This is a genomic window from Spirosoma arcticum (assembly GCF_054779955.1).
On the sequence record NZ_BAAGXG010000002.1, the window covers coordinates 307499 to 326622 of the forward strand.

The following is a 19124-nucleotide window of genomic DNA, read 5'->3' on the forward strand; positions in this document are numbered from 1 at the left end:
AGCGTAGCCTGTATGCAGTACATAACTACTGACATCAGGACATAGTCAACTATCTTGCCGGATGCTTATGCGTGCAGAATACCTTCCAGACCCAGCGCAGGGATAGGTACTAAATGCTCTTCGACAATGCTATCCGGCACAAAAATATATTTCTTGTCAAAAACTTGATTATCAATGTAGTAGCTAACCCAGTATTCATTGTTAAGATGAAATACATCGGGCATAATCGACTCGACAACTTCGTGCGCACCGGGTTGCACCTCCACAAAGAAATGCCGGAGCGTGGATGTTTTTTGCTCTTCGTCGTCCTTGAGACCGTAGCCTTTCGATGTCACAAACACCGTTTTGATGGGTACGTCTTTCTGATTAATCAAAAACACCTGCCAATCGTACCCGCCAATGATGTTTTCCTTTCGCGCTATGGCTATCTGTACGCCCTCGACGGGCAAAAAATTAATGTCTTTCTTCATCACTAATTATCTTAAACACGCAACGGCCTACCGCTCCGTGTTTCAACTGTTTCGATCAGTTTCATCTCAAACAACCCACTCATGTGCTTCCAAACGTGGTCAGCTACTTCGGTCAGCGATGCGGAATGGCCCAACTCAGCCGCCATCGACGTAACCGCCTTATCGGTGATGCCACAGGGGACAATATGGTTAAAATAACTCAAATCCGTATTAACGTTCAAGGCAAAGCCGTGCATCGTTACCCAACGGCTTGCTTTCACGCCCATTGCGCAGATTTTCCTTGGCTCGGGACCGCCTTCGTTGTCGAGCCAAACGCCCGTTAAGCCGTCGATCCGCCCTGCATTCAGGCCATAGTCGGCGAGGGTCAGGATAATGCTTTCTTCTAATAACCGCATATACCGGTGGATATCGGTAAAAAAGTTATCCAGATCCAGAATGGGGTAGCCCACCAACTGACCGGGTCCGTGGTACGTAATGTCGCCCCCGCGCCGAATCTTAAAGAACGACGCGCCCAACTCATTGGTAAGTCGATCCTGATCCACTAACAAATTGTCGGTGTGGCCGCTCGTGCCGAGGGTATACACATGCGGGTGTTCGCAGAAAAGCAGGTAATTGGGGGTGGGTAGCTGCGCGTCGTCGGGAAGGGTTCGATTCCGGAGTTTCTGGTCAACGATCTGAGCAAACAGCCGCTCCTGCTCATCCCAGGTTGCCCCATACTCAACCAATCCTAATTCCCTGACTTCTACTTGTTTATTGACGCGACTATTCATTGTTTTACGGAACATGCGAAGGTCGCATTCTCTTTAATAACAATAGGATAGCCGGGTTTCGTTCGACCCGTACCGTAGTAAACCCCACCGTCAATGGCTCAGCACAATGAAACCGGCAAACAGGGTGAAGCCGAAGCCAGCCGATTCCTGCAGGAGAAAGGCTACGAAATTATGGCCCGTAACTTCCGCTACCAGCACGCCGAAATTGACCTCGTCGCCAAGAAAGGAAAGCTGATGGTCTTTGTTGAAGTCAAAACCCGGACCAACCTCAGTTTTGGTAATCCGGAGGAGTTCGTTTCGTACACCAAAGCCAAATTGGTGATGAAAGCCGCCGAACACTACATCTTCAGCCACAACTGGCAGTTTGATATTCGTTTTGATATTGTGGCTGTGTCAATAGTGGGCAATGAAATGCGGATAAATCACGTGGAAGATGCATTTTTCTGAGGGTGAAAAACAGGGAAGTTTGCTGCTCGTCCATTTTACGAATTGCCCCCAATGTGGCGCTGAACGCCGTAGTGAGACTGTCTAAGAAAGATGCATTATGGCTGATTAAATAGGCCATAATGCATCTTTTTTGGTCTTCAATTCGTTTACTATAGACAACCCAATGGCAATCCAACTCAACTGTTTATGAACGTAGTAACCCGTTTTTTGCGTACCGCTTTGCCCCTGTTGGCTTTTGGCGCGTTTCTGCTGAGTTCTTGTAAGACACCCGAAGAAGTAGCCCCCATAACGGCACCAACGACATCGACAACGGTAGCTACTGGAGCCGTTACGTCAGCAGAAGTTAACGACTGGATTCTGGAAAACATGAAGCTCCTGTATTACTGGAACGACAAGATTCCGGCCAATCCTGACAAAACGTTAACCCCTGACAAGTTTTTTGATTCGATCTTATACAAGTTCAACGCGACCACCAACCCGACCGGCGACCGTTTCTCTTGGATTCAGGAGAGCGCTGACGATTTAAAAGCCAGCCTGAGTGGCCAGTCGAAGACAACAGGTATGGAACTGACGTATTATTTACGGAGTGAGGGATCGGCTGACGTTGTTGCCAGTGTTCTGTACGTACTGCCGGGGTCACCGGCGGCCAAAGCTGGTTTTAAACGGGGCGATATCATCTCGAAGGTCAACGGGGTAACGCTGAGCAACACGCCGGGTGCATCTTTCTTCGGTGATCTGTTATTTGGTGAGGGCGATACGAAAACCTACGGCTTAGCCAGAGTCGAGGCTGGTAAAGCAGATCCAACGAAAACAGTTACGGTAGACACCGACGTAACGCGGTCCGTAACGGCGGTTGTTTTTCAGGAAAACCCGGTTTATTTAGATTCAGTGTATACGATTGGCAGTAAGAAGGTTGGTTATTTGGTTTACAATCAATTTGTGACGGGTCCTGGAGGGCCCAACGACAAAACGTATGACAATCAGATCGACAACGTTTTTGCCAAATTCAAGGCACAGGGCGTTAACGAACTGATTCTCGATTTTCGTTATAATCCGGGCGGGTATGTCTCCTCGGCCACGAACATGGCCAGCCTGATTGCTAGGGGCATCACGGGCACGAAGTCGGTGTTCACCCGCAAAGAGTGGAACGCGACGATTACGCCGGAGTTGAAAAAACAATACGGTGACGACTTCTTTTACGATTACCTGCAATCTAATAAGCCTAACAACATTGGTAGCAAGCTGCAACGGGTGTACGTGCTCACGACGGGTAGCACCGCTTCGGCCAGTGAGCTGATGATCAACGGGTTGAAACCGTATTTCAATCAGCAGGTATTTACCATTGGCCGAACCTCATACGGCAAGAACGTGGGGTCTATCACCATTGAAGATACGGAGAACAAGCGTATCAAGTGGGGAATGCAGCCCATTACGACGAAGTCCTTCAACAAGGACAATCAGTCGGATTATTCAACGGGTTTCGTTCCAACCGTCGAACTGCGCGAACCGCTGGCGCTCAAACCGCTGGGCGACGTTACGGAACGTTACTTAAGCGAGGCACTATTCCAGATTACGGGTACGCGCACGGCACGCCGGGCCGCATCGGATGAGCGGCCTGTTACGTCGGTTGGCTCATCCATTGAGCGCAAAGCGGGTGGCAGCAATATGTTTTTTACCGATAAGTTGCTAACATTGCCCCAATAATCATACACAATTTTACGTCAGGAGCAGCCCCACAAGGCTGCTTTTGGTGTTTTATCCTGTAACTTTATCAGCAGCAAGCCGCCCCATACGATGTACGAAAAAAATATAGGTACGAAGCAAAAAGCACTGCGTATTAACCTCGACCGCAAAATATACGGTTCATTTGCCGAAATAGGTGCTGGGCAGGAGACAGCCGCGATGTTTTTTAAAGCTGGTGGGTCCTCGGGTACAATTGCCAAAACCATCTCGGCCTACGATATGACCTTCAGCGACGCCATTTACGGCGTGGAGGAAAGTGGTCGCTACGTAGTAGAATCGCGCCTGGTAAAAATGCTCAACCGGGAGTACAGTTTGCTGGATAAGCGGTTGGCCGAAAAGCGCGGTCCCGACACAACGTTTTTTGCTTTCGCCAACACAGTCGTCGCGCTTAACTACCAGAAAACGAATGATGCCCACGGCTGGATCGGGTGCCGGTTTCAACTGAACCCGCAGGCGGGTTTCAACGACGTGATCATCCACGTCAGAATGCTCGACAATGAAAATGTGCTGCAACAGCAGGCATTGGGAGTCATTGGTGTTAACCTGATTTACGGCTGTTATTATTACGCCAAATCACCCGAAACGCTGGTGCTTTCATTAATGGACGATCTTTTGCTGGAACGCATACAGATCGATATGATCCGATTCAATGGGCCTGATTTTGTTGATGTCGACAACCGGCTGATGACGTTGCATTTGGTTAAAAATAGTTTTACGGATGCCGCCCTGTTCGGACCGGACGGGCAGGTGTTGCAACCATCGGAAGCGCTGTATAAAAAACACATTCTGGTCATGCGTGGACGGTTGCGACCCGTCACCAACGTGCAGATGGACATGATCGAGAACGGAGTGAAGCAATTTAAAGCTGAACCTGATGTCGACGCTAACCGCGTGATTTCGATGGCTGAGTTAACGCTACACAACTTAAAAGCCAACGAGCAGGGCATTGACGAGAAAGACTTTCTGGATCGAGTCGACATTCTGTGCTCGATGGGTCAGACGGTAATGATTTCTAATTACTTAGAGTATTATAAGTTGGTTGCATACTTGGCGCGGTTGACCCGGCTGAAGATTGGTCTGGTAGTGGGTATTCCGAATTTGGAATACATTTTTGAGGAAGGCCACTATGAGTTCCTGCCGGGCGGTATCTTGGAGTCGTTTGCCACGCTGTTTAGCCGAAAGGTGAAGCTGTTCGTGTACCCAACGTTGAAAGAAGGCTCCATTTACACTTGTAATGAGTTCAAACTTCCGCCAACGCTGGAGCCGTTATTTCAGTACTTGGTCAGGAATGACAAAATCGAGGATATTACGGATTACAACGAACAAAACCTGCACATCTCTACGGATAATGTGCTGACGATGATTCAGGAAGGACAGGAGGGCTGGGAGCAGATGGTACCCGAACGAGTGGCCAAACGAATCAAAGATTATTGCTTGTTCGGCTACCCCTCTGATGTTGAATACGTGCCCATTGGGCAACAGGTACGCCAGAAACAGGAGCAGCAGATTGCAAACGGCGTTGTTCTGACCAATCAGACGTAGGTAACAGCGGAAATTTGAGATCCCTCCTGCCGCACCGGCGGACCGGTCGGGATGATAAACCAATACACTTAAAATGACCGCTCCGCCTGTGCCCGCATCTGTCGGGTCAGCACAATAATAAGAATGCCGAGAATAATGGGGAAGATGCCAATGAAGCCCATTGAATCGTCGAAACCCGCTGGGCGGAGCAAGAGCGTAAACGTCAGACCACCCGCGACCAGAACGTTTCCAAAGTGAATGAAACTGGTGTTGCTGACGACGCCCGCCCCCCGAGCCGCCATGAACGAATACATCGCCTGAACCGCCTGCAAAAAGGCGTACATCATGGCCCAAAAGCCCAGCACGTCCACAAAACCTTTGATTGTGCCTTCAGAGAAGATGAAGATAGCCACGCCAAAGCCGACATCGGTGACTCCGTGCAGAACGCCCCAAATATTATTTTTATCCGCTTGTTGATTTGTGAAAGAAAAGATTAATTGACAGATACCGGCAATGGCCGCCATTGCACCAATTACGTGACCAGACTGCGCTGAGTAAGAATTGGCAAAAACAAACATGGCGGCACCAATCAAAATGTATAGTACGCCACGAGCAATCATAAGCCACCAGCGTTGAGTTGTCGGATTATTACGTTCCATTCGATTTTGATATTACATTGATTTGTATGCTTCACAACGCGGGGGCACGGTTGTTTGTTTAGTGAGCAAGGTAACACGCAGAATTGTTTAGATCAGTGGTGTTGCGATTGGCTATTTCCAACCGCTGGTTTGCCTTATGTAGCGTACTGATTTACTATGATAAAAGTGTCTTAACAGGTAAATTATTAATTGTCTGGAAAAAACTGTCTATGAATACTATTGTGAATAATGGCTTTGCATTTAGACCAATAATTATAAATCAAAACACATTGATTATAAACTTTTAAAGATATTCTATATATAATGTGTTGATAATTATGAACTTAACGTTTTTGTTATATAATTTTGCGATGTAAACCAAACAAAGACTCATCATGGCGGTTGCCAAACAATTCATCAAAAGTAAGCCTGTCTGTAAAGTAACGTTTGCGTTGCCAGCCGAAGCTGTCAATGGTGCTAAGACGGTCGCTGTCGCTGGCGAATTCAATGGTTGGGATGCCAGCGCTCAGGTACTGAAGAAGCAGAAAGATGGTTCGTATAAAACAACGGTTGAACTGCCCGTAGGTGGCGAATATCAATACCGCTACATTCTGGATGGTACGACTTGGGAGAATGATTGGGCCGCCGATAAATATGTAGCCAGCGGAGTTTCGCCCGACGAAAACTCGGTGGTGGTATTGTAAGAGCAGTAAGGGGTAAAAGGGATATGAGGTAAGTACTGTCAACAGTCACTTACCCTATATCCCTTTTACCCCTTACTGCTACTTTTTTTACACTGTAAAACTGTCCGACTCGATGTAGGCTTTAATTAATGCCATCTCGCCGTCTTTACCGGGCATCGAATTGCCGTGTTCCATGCCAAAAACAAATTCTTTATTCTCCGCTTTGGCCTTTTTATAAACGTGTTTGAAAATGTTTTTGTAATTAATTTCACCCGTTGTTGGCTCCTTGCGACCAGGATTGTCACCGATCTGAAAATAAGCAATTTCACTCCAGGACCAGTCGATATGCGGAATAACGTGCCCTTCGTTTTTCTGCATGTGGTAAATGTCAAACAAGAGCTTGCAGGATGGACTATTGACGCCCCGGCAGATTTCGTAGGTCTGGTCTGACGTTCTCAGAAAGAGGTTGGGAGTATCGCTGAGTGGTTCGAGCACCATCACTAAACCGGCTGGTGCCAGGATGTCGGCTCCCCGGCGCAACGCGTCGATAACGTGACCGGTTTGAATGCCAATGGGCAGGTTGCGCTCAAAATCGCCGGGCACGACCGTTGTCCATTTCGCGTTTACGCGCTTGGCCGTTTCGACCGCCCGACGGCAGCCTTTCAAAAAAATTTCGATGTATTCGGGCCTTCCAGCGGCCAGGGTATTCTGCGAGTTACCGCCTTTATCAAGCACGAAAACGCCCATTGTCATACCAAGGCGGGTCAGTTCCTTTCCTATCTTCTCCTGCAGGGCCGGGTCGCGGCCCATCATGCCATTGTCCTCCAGAGCCGTAAAGCCCATGTCGGCCATAAACTTAAGCTGATCGATTGGGTCTTTGCCTGCACTGTTCTCAAACATCCCGAAGTGTGGTGCGTAGGCAAGTTTGAAGTTGTTCTTGGCTAAGAAGTTAGGCTGTGCATGCCAGTTGGCGGCTACTGATTCGCCAAAGCTGGCCGCACCCAACCCGGCTGCGCTAAGGGTTGATTTAACAAAGTTGCGTCGTTGCATGACAAGTGAGTATGTAGGTTTGCGTTTAGGGGCTTAAAAAATAAGGGAGCATCCTCCAGTTGAAGATGCCCCCTCAGGAAAGGGGTCTTGCAAAGAAACGATATTATTTCTTTTTCATACTCGCCAGATACTCGACTAAATCGACCAGTTCCTGTGTGCTCATGGCATCCTGCCAGCCCGAGGGCATCATGGACGCATCCATTTTCTTCATCGACGTTACATCGGCCATTTTATAGTTTGATACGACACCACCAGGAAACTTCATCTGCAAATCCGTTTCGGTTTTACTCGAAACGATTCCGGCCATTGTACTGCCATCTTTAAATTTCACTTCCCAGCCTTCGTAGCCGAAGCTAATGCCCGCGTCGGGATGTAAAATAGCAAGGTACTGTGCTTCTTTAGGGAGTTTAGAACCAATTTCGGACAGTTTCGGACCAAAGTCCATACCTTCTCCATTTACCTGATGGCAAACGGAACAGTTGGTTTTGAATACGTTGACGCCTTTCGTCGCATCGCCGTTCATGGCTAACAGTTCGGTCATGGCGGGTAGTTTCTTGCTGCCTGTTTCGGCACCCCCATCGAGGTAACGGGCGGCCTCCTGCCGAATTTGCTTGCGCCAGGCGCCACTCACGCCTTGTACAGCGGCAGCTTTGTACTCGCCGTTGATTTTTCCTGATTTTAGCAAAGCGACTACTTCATTTTCGCCGTCGTTGCTACCGCCAAGCGAACGGGTTGCCTCCCGGCGGAGCGCTACTGGTCGTTTCTCATCTAAGGCAACGGTTTTTAGTATGTCAATCGACTCTTTATTGCCAACCCGGCGCAGAGCTACCAGCATGTTCATGGCGGCATCCGGGTCATTGCCGTCAATAACTTCCCACACTAATGGTCCACCTTTCTGCTTAAGCAGTTGTTTAGCCGCGTCCCTACCCATACCATCCATTGCCTTTTGAATAGCCAACTGCTTCAGCCGGACGTTTTCTGATACTGGTTCGTAACGGGTCACGAGTTCGACGTATTCGGGCGTACCATATACATCGTTCATGAGTTTATTCAGCGCGTTTGTGGCCACGGGTGATGTTTTCACGAAGGCAGGGTCGAGGTGACGCAGCGCCAGTTTTGTTACATCCGAAGAGCCACTGTTCGCCTGTAATATAGCGAGCAACGCAGTTGACTTTTCCGTCGCACCGGGGTTGAAATCGAACGCCCGGAAATAGCGCAGCCGCTGGCTTAAGTCCGTGCTCGGGTCGCCCGCTAATTTAGCCAGCATCGGTACGGATTCCTTCGTACGGGCACGCCAGACAATGTCGCGGCCACCGGCGTTGGCGAGTGGATCTCCGTTAAGCTGTTTAGTCCATGCCGTATAGTATGTATCCCAATTACCCTCGGCACCAATACCGAGGGCTTCCAGATACCAGCGGTCTTTACCATCGTGTTTATTGGCTAATTGTGCCCACAACGCCGGAGCCTCGGCCGACTTGCTGCCCCGTAGCGCAATGGCGCATTCCCGGCGCACCTGCGCGTCTCCGTCGTTGACCAATTGCTTCACCGTAGCTGTAATATCGCCGGGCATCTGCCGGGCGGCCCGCAGTGCCGTAATGCGCAGGTCGGGATTGGCATCGGTCAGGGCGGCCTGAACGTAACGCTGACCTCGGTTGTCGGGCAATTTGCTTAGCAGCCACAGAGCACGAGCTTTCTGACGCGGGTCAGCGACGGTTTTGTAGAATTTGGCGAGCGGCTTTTCCGCTTTCTTTCCCATTTCATGCAGTTTCTGCCAGCCAGCGTAGCGAATCGACATATTCGGACTTTGCAGCGCGTCGATGGCTCCTTCAGTCGTTGAAACATCGATCTTCGGCATAGTGTAGGGCGAGTTGGCCGGAGCAACGCGGTACACGCGGCCCCGGCTCTGGTCACCGGCTTGGTGCCCACCCACACCGGGATCATACCAGTCGGCAATGATGAGCGAACCATCCGGGGCCACACACACGTCGGCGGGCCGGAACCATTGATCACGGGCACCTTCCAGCACGTTCACCATCTCGGCTTTGTAACCCGCGCCGTCCTTCTGCACCGGGTAGGAACGCACCACATTCGGACCGGCATCGCAGTGAATCATCTGCCCCTGGAACTGCTGGGGCAACAGCTTACCCTCGTAGACGATCATGCCCGTTGGCGAGCCAGCTCCGGTCTGAAGCAGGTTTGGCACACTGCCGGGGTCGTTGAGGTGCCAATGACGTTTGGGAATTTCAGGTTCAAGGTTGGTGCGATTGGCCTGCCAGCCCGCGCCGGTCAGTTCGTCGGTATAGCCGTAGTTGCCATATTCCATAACGTAGTTGATGCGGACGCCCTTGTTTCCGTCATCGTCATTGTCCGACTGCCACAAGGTACCGTACGAATCGACGGCTACTTCGTAGTTATTCCGGAAATTCTGGCCCAGTAACTCCACGTTCTTTCCGTCGGGATCGCAACGGAACACCATGCCCTGTTTGAAATTCTGCTTATCAATTGGTTTGCCGGTCGCAACATCTACAACGGGCTTGCCGTCCTTATCCAACAGTTGCTCACCGGCATTACCAAAATTGAAGTACCATTTGCCGTCCGGGCCGAACACGAACGTGTGCATGCCGTGGTCGTGCTGTTCGCCCCCAATGCCAGTGAATAATAGTTCTTTCTTGTCGGCCTTGTCGTCGCCGTTCTCATCGGTGAACACCCACACATTCGGGCTGTCGGAGACGATAACTTTATTGCCCTGCACCCAAATTCCAAGTGGTGATTCGAGTTCCTGCCCCTGGTAAAATACCTTACTGACATCGGCTTTGCCGTCGCCGTTGGTATCTTCCAGAATTACGATCCGGTCGCCTTTGGTATCGGTTGGGTTGCCATTGATGGCCGGGCGGTAGTTATAAGCCTCACATACCCATACACGGCCTCGGGCGTCCACGTCGATGTCGGTTGGATTTTTAAGCATCGGCTCAGCCGCAAACAGCGTTGCCTCCAGCCCCGGTGCTACGTTCAAACTGCCAACGGCGTACTTGGGGTCTCGTTTGTCATCGTCCGTTAATTGGGCAAACAGCGTAGTCAGGTAATTGCTCGAAGCCGCGTTAAGATTGCGGTTCTGATAGGCTCCAATGAAGGTGCCACCCACCAGCAAACCAGCCGCCGACACGACTATTGCTCGTCGGGAGAGGGTCGAAAATTTAGGAAAACGAACGTTGTTCATGAGTTAAAACGGGAAGACAACGGGTTGAATTTTAACGGGTAAATATAGCCATAAATCAGGCCCGACATACGCAACTGACTGTTTATCTATTTTGTATGCGCAACGTAGAAAATAAGGAGGCCACCGCCACTCGTCTACTAAAGGAGGATACTCCGTAAATTTCCTCATTGATTTCTATCAGCTATCTTGCCCGTTACTTTGGTCTAAGCTTTGGTACTGGACCAATCGAAAATCTGAGTTGACGGTGAAAAGTAGCCATCGTATCAATTAACCCGAAATCGATACGTCCCCGAACCAACTTTATACATTGAATTCCCCTTTTCCTGCCGCACAAACTGAATATCCTTCTGCTGGCTAATGGGCTGACTGCTTTCGGTTACCGAAGTCGGCTTATCGGCAGGTACGTAGACAATTGCTGTTGTGTTGACGGGTACATCTACCGTCAGTTCGACCTGAGAACCGTCCTTTTTCCACTGGCTTCTAACCCGGCCATACGGTGAGTCATAGCTGGCGTCTACGGTTTTCACATCACCCACCATTTTTGGATAAATGACCAGCTCTTTGCCCGCTATCGACGCTGGGGTTTCCTGAATTCCTGCCAGTTCCGCGTAAAGCCATTCCATCAGGTGGCCCAGCATCAGGTGGTTGTTTGACGCGTCGTGGTTGGCTTGCCAGGATTCGGTCAGGGCGGTGGCACCCTTCTGCAATTGATAGCCGTAGCCCGGCACGTCTGTACGGCTGTTCATGTCGAACACGACGTCCGATGCGCCCGCCTGACCCAAGGCCAGCAACAGATAGCGGTAGCCCACGTCGCCCGCCGTCAGGCTATTATTTCGGGCTTTTATTTCCTTAATCAGGCTGACCGAGACAGCCGTCCGGTTTTCGGGTTCGACTAAGTTCATGTACAACGCCATCGCATTTGCTGTCTGGCTTCCTGTTCCGTATTGCGCCGTTTCTGGATTATAATACGTCTGGTTAAACGCCTGTTTCACTGCCGTTGCCCGTTGATCGTAGCTGGCGGCTTCGTCGGTTCTGCCAAGTAGCCGGGCCGTCTGGGCCAGAATAGTCAGGTCGTAGTAATAGGTTGCCGTTGCCGTGATGCCTTTGGGCGTAAGCTGGGAAGGGCCGAGCGGTTTGGGACCGAGGTCATACCAATCGCCGAGGCCGTGCGTCAGAATGTTGCCTTCTGCTTTTTTGGCCAGATAATCTACGTATTTCTGCATCATCGGGTAGCTCTCGGTCAGTAATTGCCGGTCGCCGTACCATTGATATAGATACCAGGGCAGAATCACGGCGGCACTGCCCCATTCGGGCGAGTCCCGGAATCCGCCCCCAAATCGGGGATACTCCGGCGCAACGCTGGGAATGAGTCCGTCGGGTGTTTGAGCCTACTGCATATCGTGTACCATTTTCGCGTAAAATTGGGCGATATCGTAGTTGTAGCGAACCGAGTTGCCCATGAGGTGCGTCACTTCGAGCCAGCCGAGTTTTTCGCGGTGCGGGCAGTCGGTTAGTATGCTGGCCATATTGCTTCGGACACTCCAGTCGATCAGGGTGTTGATGCGGTTGAATAGCTGACTGGAACTGGTAAACGACCCCACCCGGCGGGCCGCATTGCGGGTGTGCAACCCGTTGATTGCCTGAACGACCGGCAGGTTGTCGGGATTGGGTTCACCGGCGGGAACGGCTCCTTCCACCTGCACGTACCGAAAGCCGTAATAGGTGAACTCCGGGTGCCAGATTTCTGCGCTGGTGCCGCGCAGTGTGTACGTAAAAAAAACAACGGGACCCACCGCCCGCTGATCGGCCAAGCTGCTGTCGGTCAGCAGTTCGGCGGGGGTCATCTTAACGCTGGCTCCGCGCCTGCCGGTGACGGTCAGTTGTGGAAGCCCCGACATATTTTGCCCCAGATCATACACCCAAATGCCTTTCGTCGGGCTTTTCGGCCGACCCGCCGTGAATGTTTCGTGAATTTTGATCGGCTCCTGTTCCTGCGCCGACAGCTGAGATGGTCCCTGCACCACAACGGGCGTCTGCCACGATTGGTCGTTGAACCCGGCGTTCATCCAGCCGGTCTGCTCCTGCGTGGCATCGTAATCTTCACCACTAAATACGCTGCTGAACGTAATCGGGCTTTTGGTGGCTTTCCAGCTTGTGTCACTCACTACAGTCTGCGTCGTACCATCGGCGTATTCGATGAGGATGTTGGCAATGAACATCGGGTAGCCGTAGGTCAGGACAAACTTTTTATACCGCTCGTTGGGAATGTTGAAAAAACCGTTGCCGAGCATCACCCCGACCGCATTCGCTCCGTTTTTAATTTGTTTCGTGATGTCGAACGTGACGTACCGCGCTACCTGATTGTACTGCGTCCAGCCGGGGTCCAGCACGTGGTCGTCCACTTTGCTGCCATTCAGAAACAACTCGAAATGCCCCAGCCCCGACACGAAGGCCGTGGCACTTTTGACCGGCTTCTGGACCCTGATTTCTTTGCGGAACTGCGGCAGGACGTTTTTGGCCGTCATTAAATCGGGCCGACTGTGCTGAGACTCCAGCGTATTACCGAACTCGACAGCGGGCACAACCCGCTGCTTCGGGTCCATTTTCTCCAGCGCAATCCACTGCGCCCTGCCCCAGTCAGCCGCCGTAGGCAGGCCCATTCGCCAGTGAGCCGCCGAACTCCAGGCCGATGGCTTACCGGCTTTATCCCAGACTTGCACCTTCCAGAGATATTGCTCTGCGGCCATGAGAGGCTTTCCGGCATACGGCACCAGCAACGACTGGTCGGTCATTTGCTTCCCCGAATCCCACATAGTACCCTGCTCTTTTTGCAGGCTTTCGGGCGAGGTGGCCACCAGAATGCGATAAGCAGTCTGGCTCTGATTACGCTGGGACGATGTCAGTTGCCAGCTCAAACGAGGAGTTGTCGTTTCGATGCCCAGCGGATTATCACTGAACTCGCAACGCAGATTAACGGGCATTACGTTGCCCGACGATTGGGCGATAAGCGCAAAAGCAGGTCCGGCCAGACTACCCAGCAGGCTGACAAGGACGCGGCATATGACTCTATAATTCATGGCGATGTTGAGTGCTTGAAGGACTGATAGCGCCCGACGGAGAAGTAAACGTTGCACGAAGAGTCCAGCCCGGTCAGCGAACGGCAATCAGCAAACCTGAACAACCTCAATAGCGAGCAGTTCACCCAATTTCCTGATTTTCGACGCAATGTGTCCCACACCTACCGCACAGTGGTGGGCCGGGCCGTGCTGGTTCCAGCGTTCGACAAACTGCCGGGCACCCGGCGCAAACCGATACCGGCTGTTCGTGTTACCAATCTCCAGTATTGGCCCCGCCACCGACTCGCCTTCGGCTACCAGCAGCATCAGCTTGCCCTTGCCGGTTTCGACCACCGACAGCAGCGTTACCGGTCCTGTTTGCACCGACATCTCGACCGACAACCCCGCCCCAACCTTGCCGTGGTAGACCTGTAGCGGGCGCACCTTGGTTTTGCTGGCCGCAATCCTGATATGGCCCGGCCCGTCGTGCCCCATCAGCACCACATCGTCGGTAAAATCCATTGCGTAGTATTCTGTGAAGGAACCACCTGCCCCAAAACTATCCATGATTTTCATGGCCTGGGCATTCTTAATTTCGTACTCGCCCGCCACCGGAATACCCCGCGCCGTGAGCAGCGACGTGCCCAGAATAATCGAACTCATCGTATCTTCATTGACCGGGTTACCCGTGCCTTTGTGGTAATAAGCCAGCGAACCAAGTCCATACTGTTCAGCCAGTTTGTCCAACGCTACGGAGGTGCGGGCAGCCCGTTTCAATTCGGTAGGTGAGCAGTCGGACTGCACGTCGAAGCGGTCATAAAATTCGGCTACCCGGAGCCGGATGGCTTCGTCGTCAACCGTTCCTTTCAGGGCTGAGAGTTCGTCAACTTCCAGAATCTTCATCTGCCCCCCGAAGGTGATTAGCTGTAGAGTCGGGTCAGAATAGATGTCGAGCATACCACTGTAATAATTGCCCATCAGCCCTAAGCAATTATGCGCCATCACGTGCGCCACCTGAGCCGCGTCGATCCACTCGTCGATTTGTTGCCAGGCGATAGGGTCGTCGTGAAGCATACCGGTCACTTGCTGAACGGAAATCCCTGCCCGGCGGAAGACATTGGTAATTTCGGGCACGGGACAGGCTCCACAGAAAGCCAGCCACTCGCCGGTCATGCGGGTGCGGTCGTTGAGTTGGTTGAACCACGCGTAGTCGATGTCTGCTTCGGGAGACAGATTCAGCAGAACAACCGGAACCTTAGCCCGCTGCACCACCGGCAGCACCGTAGCCGAGAGGGCATAGGTCGTTACGTAAATGAACAGAATATCAACGTCAGCCTGGCGGCAGCGATGGCCCGCCAGTATGGCTTTTTCGGGCGTATCGACCAGTCCCATGTTGATGATTTGGGCGTACGGCCGTTGGAGCCGTTGTTCAACCACTTGTAGATACCCGATCAAACGAGTTTCCAATCCCTCGAACTGGGGCCAGTACACATCCAATCCAATACCAAACAAGCCAACCGTAAGCGGATGTTGCTGCTGACCGGATTGGGTAAGCTGTCCATTATAATCAGCTGAGACTTGCGGAATGGCCTGCATGTTGGGGCGTTGCTTAGGGTCGGACTGTCACTTCTCTGAGATAGTCAAATAAAAAGCGGGTCTGCCGCCTTCTCCGTATCGAAAAAACATCACTTCGTCATCTGCGTGAATGTCACCGTCCCAACGCTGTTGGGCTTTCCCGGTTCAGGGGCCGAGATGGTGCCATTGAGGGAACCGTTCGGTTGCTTCGTTACGCGAATCTCCCGAAAACTGTACTGCCCTTTTTCGTAATCAAATGTCTCGCCATCGTCGTCATAAAGTTGGTACACGCCCGGTTTACTGCCGTAGTAGCGGACCTCGATGGGCACTGTTTCCCCCGCTTTGGGTGCGTGGAGCCGGGCGGGCGTCATGGGCACAAGGCCACCATCTTTTACGTAAACTGGAATACGATCCAGCCCCGGCGATGCCGTAATCTGCTGACCGTTGCCAACGAGTTCGCCGGTGTATAAATCGTACCAATTGCCCGTTGGCAACGTGACGGTGCGGCTTTTCTGCCCCATAAACAAGGGGGCGACCAGCAGATATTCACCAGCCATGTACTGATCTTTCGTTTCTTTCCTGACGGCTTCGGCGTAGGGATTTCTTTCTAAACTTGTCGTCAGCAACTCACTTTTGACTTCCGACGAAAACCCTTCTTCCAGGTTCATCGCCCGGAAGGGGGGCGTTCCCTCAAAATGGTATTTGGCAAACTCGCTGTACCAGTAGGGCATCATCTGCATCCGCAACAGGGCCATGTCCTGCACGGCCTTGCTCACGTCCGCAAACGACCAAGGCTTTGTGCCGCTATCCCACGCGTTAATCATGGCTAATGGCGAGAAAACGACTGTCTGAATTCGGCGCAGCCATTCTTCGCTGGTGTCGGATGAGCGCACTTCAGGGGTCCAGAGCACTCCGGAAAAACTACTGGTAATCAACGCCGTGATGAAATCTTCGTGTTTGTAGTAATCATTGTAAATCACATACGGAAACGATGAGCCGCCTGCGTTCGACGCCCGGACTAACCCATACGTACGGCTGTTTTGTTTCCGGTACATATCGGTGCTGTAGAGTTGCACCAGCAGACCGTAGGTTTGCCGCATCTGCTCGGCCGCGTGGCCCGATGGAAACGTTGCGACGTCGGGCCAGAGCCACGAATCATAGCCGTCGACCTCGTCAATTTTGTAGCCGCTCACGCCAGCGTTTACGCCATCTTTCGTCAACTGACCGAAGAAAATCTGCCGTGCCCGTGGTTGGGTCAAGTCGGGGACAATGCCTGTCCAGACCGTGTGCGAGGCTGTGTAAGGCTGGATGGCTTTGAAAATTGACGCCGATGGCGACACGTACGGATTGAGCCACAGATTGGCCCGAACGCCCTTAGCCAGCATCGTTTGCAAGAAGCCTTTTGGGTCTGGGTAGCGTGTTTTGTCCCATTCAAACGTGCAGGGATACGATTTACTCTGCCAGCCTGGTTCCAGCCCGATCACGTCAAGGGGGAAACCTTTCTGCTCAAACTGCTCGGCTTCGGCCAGCACCTGGTCCGATGTATACAGCGTTTTTACCCGCTGCTGAAACCCCAGTCCCCAGCGGGGCGGCAGACAGCCCCCGCCGTTGAACAGATTATACCGCCGGACAACATCCAGCAGTTTCGGGCCGCCAAACACGTATAGCTCTACCCCGGCCGCTGGTACGAGAATTTCTACGGCGTCGGAGTAGGGGCTACTGTCCCACGATTTATCTGTGTTTCGATCCTGCGATTCGGGTGGGTCGGAACTGTCTTTACGAACGGCGGTCCCCGCGTAAACGCTCAGGTAACGGGCCGAATTAATGAAGACGCCGTAACCGTTAGACGAGGCATAGAATGGCGTTGGGGCGTGGGTTCGGCCGTTATCGGAACCCCGAAAATGATCGACATGCAGGTTCAGAATTCGACCCCGCTGATGCACCGTCTGGAAGTTCAGGCCAAAGCCGTAGAGTTGCTCGGTTCGGTTAAGGGGGAAACGCAGGTACGTTTTTCCGTCAGCGATGCGGGCTGTGATGGCTGATTTTGGTAACGGAAATGTAGCTTGCCCCAGCTTCGTTAAACCCGATGTGCTGGGCTTGGCTCCACTGGCCGTCAGTAGGTTATAGACTTCGGGTTTGCCAACTGTAGCTTTCCAGACGCCCGGCTGCACGGGTGTCCAGACTATAGCCTGCGCCGTTGCGAGGGAAACCGTCAGTAAAAGCAGGAGAAGCGTTTTCAAGGTGTTGGTCTTTAGTGCAAAATGATAGTCCTCTATTTTGCCCATAAGATCTTAGTATAACAAGTGAATAATCACAAAAGCTACCAACACGATGACTTCTAATGGTGAGTGAATTTATCAATAAGCCACAATACCTACCCCGCCCAGTTTTCGCGGTCTAAGCTCCGGTACTGAATGGCTTCGGCAAGGTGCTCGATTTTGATCTCATCGCTGACGGACAAATCGGCAATGGTGCGCGACACTTTCAGGATACGGTCGTAAGCGCGGGCCGACAATCCCAGACGCTCCATGGCAGTTTTAAGCAGTGCCCGGCCCGCATCGCTGATAACGCAAATCTCTTTCACCAACTGCGACGGCATCATGGCGTTGGAATAAACGCCCGGCTGTTCGGCGAACCGCGCCGTTTGGACCTCCCGCGCCCGCATGACCCGCTCCCGAATAACTTCGCTGGGTTCCGACGGGCGGTTGGCCGTCATCTGATCGAACGAAACGGGCGTTACCTCCACGTGCAGGTCGATCCGGTCGAGCAGGGGCCCGCTGATTTTAGCTAAATACTTCTGCACCACGCCCGGCCCGCAAACGCACTCTTTTTCGGGATGATTGTAGTAGCCGCAGGGGCAGGGGTTCATACTGGCAATAAGCATGAAACTGGCCGGGAACTCCACCGCCCATTTGGCCCGCGAAATGCACACCTTGCGGTCTTCGAGCGGCTGGCGCATGACCTCCAGCGCCGAGCGTTTGAACTCCGGCAGTTCGTCTAAAAACAGGACACCATTGTGCGCCAGGGATATTTCGCCCGGTTGCGGGAAACTTCCTCCACCGACCAGTGCCGCATCCGAAATTGTGTGGTGCGGAGCGCGATAGGGCCGGGTAGCGATCAAGGTAGAGCGAGTACCAAGCTTGCCTGCGACGGAGTGAATCTTGGTCGTTTCGAGGGCTTCCTGCAACGTCAACGGCGGCAGAATACTTGGCAACCGTTTGGCCAGCATGGTTTTGCCCGCGCCCGGCGGCCCAATCATAATGACGTTGTGCCCCCCGGCAGCCGCGATTTCGAGCGCCCGTTTGATGTTTTCCTGTCCTTGCACGTGCGAAAAATCGGCATCATATGCATTGACCTGGCTCATAAACAGATCGCGGGTGTCGGTTTCCAGTGGCGTAATGTCCCGTTTGCCCTCGAAAAATTCAACCGCTTCCTGAATCGTTGTTACGCCGATTACGTCTAACTGATTGACGATTGACGCTTCTTGCGCGTTTTCGGTGGGCAGAACAAAACCTTTATAACCACGTTTGCGAGCCTCGATAGCAATGGGCAGTACGCCTTTAATGGGTCGCAGCGTGCCGTCGAGAGCCAGTTCGCCCATAATCACGTAGTCGTCTAACTTGCGCGTCGTCGTAATTTGTTCGGAGGCTTCGAGTACGCACAGGCCAATCGGAAGGTCATAAGACGAGCCTTCTTTCCGAATGTCGGCAGGAGCGAGGTTAACGACGACTTTTTGGCGGGGCATCCGGTAGCCAAAAAATTTCAGGGAGGCTTCAACCCGCTGTTCGCTTTCTTTGACGGCGCTGTCGGGCAGACCGACGAGGTGAAAATGTAACCCCTGAGCAACAACAACTTCAATGGTAATAATGCTGGCATTGACGCCATAAACGGCCGCGCCGTAGGTTTTGGCTAACATGTCAAGGTACGGTAGACGGTTAAAGGCGATAAGTATCA

General features: G+C 52.3%; 13 protein-coding genes and 1 pseudogene. 4 read left to right on the plus strand and 10 right to left on the minus strand.

Annotated elements, in window-relative coordinates; genetic code table 11:
* Nucleotides 1-65: 65 nt before the first annotated feature.
* Together ACYVHB_RS05695 and lipB are read right to left on the minus strand one after the other, a co-directional pair.
* A complete protein-coding gene (locus ACYVHB_RS05695) occupies nt 66-470 on the minus strand; it encodes a hypothetical protein (protein WP_461050453.1) in 405 nt (134 codons plus the stop codon).
* A gap of 11 nt (nt 471-481) precedes the next feature.
* Nucleotides 482-1240, minus strand: a complete 759-nt coding sequence (gene lipB / locus ACYVHB_RS05700) for a lipoyl(octanoyl) transferase LipB (RefSeq protein WP_461050455.1) — start codon at nt 1238-1240, stop codon at nt 482-484.
* Nucleotides 1241-1333: 93 nt separating this feature from the next.
* Between lipB and ACYVHB_RS05705 the strand changes: the two genes are divergently transcribed.
* The 3 genes from ACYVHB_RS05705 to ACYVHB_RS05715 all read left to right on the plus strand — a co-directional run bounded on the left by ACYVHB_RS05705 (nt 1334) and on the right by ACYVHB_RS05715 (nt 4972).
* On the plus strand, nt 1334-1687 hold the full coding sequence (locus ACYVHB_RS05705) for a YraN family protein (protein WP_461050457.1): 354 nt from the start codon (nt 1334-1336) through the stop codon (nt 1685-1687).
* A gap of 186 nt (nt 1688-1873) precedes the next feature.
* Nucleotides 1874-3391, plus strand: a complete 1518-nt coding sequence (locus ACYVHB_RS05710; protein WP_461050459.1) for a S41 family peptidase — start codon at nt 1874-1876, stop codon at nt 3389-3391.
* 90 nt (nt 3392-3481) lie between these two features.
* Nucleotides 3482-4972, plus strand: coding sequence for a TonB-dependent receptor (locus tag ACYVHB_RS05715; protein WP_461050461.1), 1491 nt, complete (start codon nt 3482-3484; stop codon nt 4970-4972).
* A 68-nt stretch (nt 4973-5040) separates the two neighbouring features.
* On the opposite strand, the gene ACYVHB_RS05720 is transcribed toward ACYVHB_RS05715, so the two are convergent.
* On the minus strand, nt 5041-5610 hold the full coding sequence (locus ACYVHB_RS05720; RefSeq protein ID WP_461050463.1) for a DUF308 domain-containing protein: 570 nt from the start codon (nt 5608-5610) through the stop codon (nt 5041-5043).
* 374 nt (nt 5611-5984) lie between these two features.
* Between ACYVHB_RS05720 and ACYVHB_RS05725 the strand changes: the two genes are divergently transcribed.
* Nucleotides 5985-6293, plus strand: coding sequence for an isoamylase early set domain-containing protein (locus tag ACYVHB_RS05725; RefSeq protein WP_461050464.1), 309 nt, complete (start codon nt 5985-5987; stop codon nt 6291-6293).
* Nucleotides 6294-6380: 87 nt separating this feature from the next.
* On the opposite strand, the gene ACYVHB_RS05730 is transcribed toward ACYVHB_RS05725, so the two are convergent.
* From ACYVHB_RS05730 to ACYVHB_RS05760, 7 genes and pseudogenes are all read right to left on the minus strand, one after another.
* On the minus strand, nt 6381-7322 hold the full coding sequence (locus tag ACYVHB_RS05730) for a hydroxypyruvate isomerase family protein (protein WP_461050466.1): 942 nt from the start codon (nt 7320-7322) through the stop codon (nt 6381-6383).
* A 103-nt stretch (nt 7323-7425) separates the two neighbouring features.
* A complete protein-coding gene (locus tag ACYVHB_RS05735; RefSeq protein WP_461050468.1) occupies nt 7426-10539 on the minus strand; it encodes a PVC-type heme-binding CxxCH protein in 3114 nt (1037 codons plus the stop codon).
* Nucleotides 10540-10802: 263 nt separating this feature from the next.
* A complete protein-coding gene (locus ACYVHB_RS05740; RefSeq protein ID WP_461051027.1) occupies nt 10803-11177 on the minus strand; it encodes an alpha-L-rhamnosidase C-terminal domain-containing protein in 375 nt (124 codons plus the stop codon).
* Nucleotides 11154-13616: pseudogene (locus ACYVHB_RS05745) on the minus strand (family 78 glycoside hydrolase catalytic domain); the annotation flags it as partial. The pseudogene ACYVHB_RS05745 and the gene ACYVHB_RS05740, both read right to left, overlap by 24 nt.
* A gap of 87 nt (nt 13617-13703) precedes the next feature.
* Nucleotides 13704-15191 (minus strand): arabinose isomerase, encoded by a 1488-nt coding sequence (locus tag ACYVHB_RS05750; protein ID WP_461050470.1) that lies wholly within the window; start codon nt 15189-15191, stop codon nt 13704-13706.
* Between the two features lie 89 nt (nt 15192-15280).
* On the minus strand, nt 15281-17455 hold the full coding sequence (locus ACYVHB_RS05755; RefSeq protein ID WP_461050472.1) for a glycoside hydrolase family 31 protein: 2175 nt from the start codon (nt 17453-17455) through the stop codon (nt 15281-15283).
* An 89-nt stretch (nt 17456-17544) separates the two neighbouring features.
* Entirely contained in the window at nt 17545-19086 is a 1542-nt protein-coding gene (locus ACYVHB_RS05760) for a YifB family Mg chelatase-like AAA ATPase (protein ID WP_461050474.1), read from the minus strand.
* Between the last annotated feature and the right edge of the window lie 38 nt (nt 19087-19124).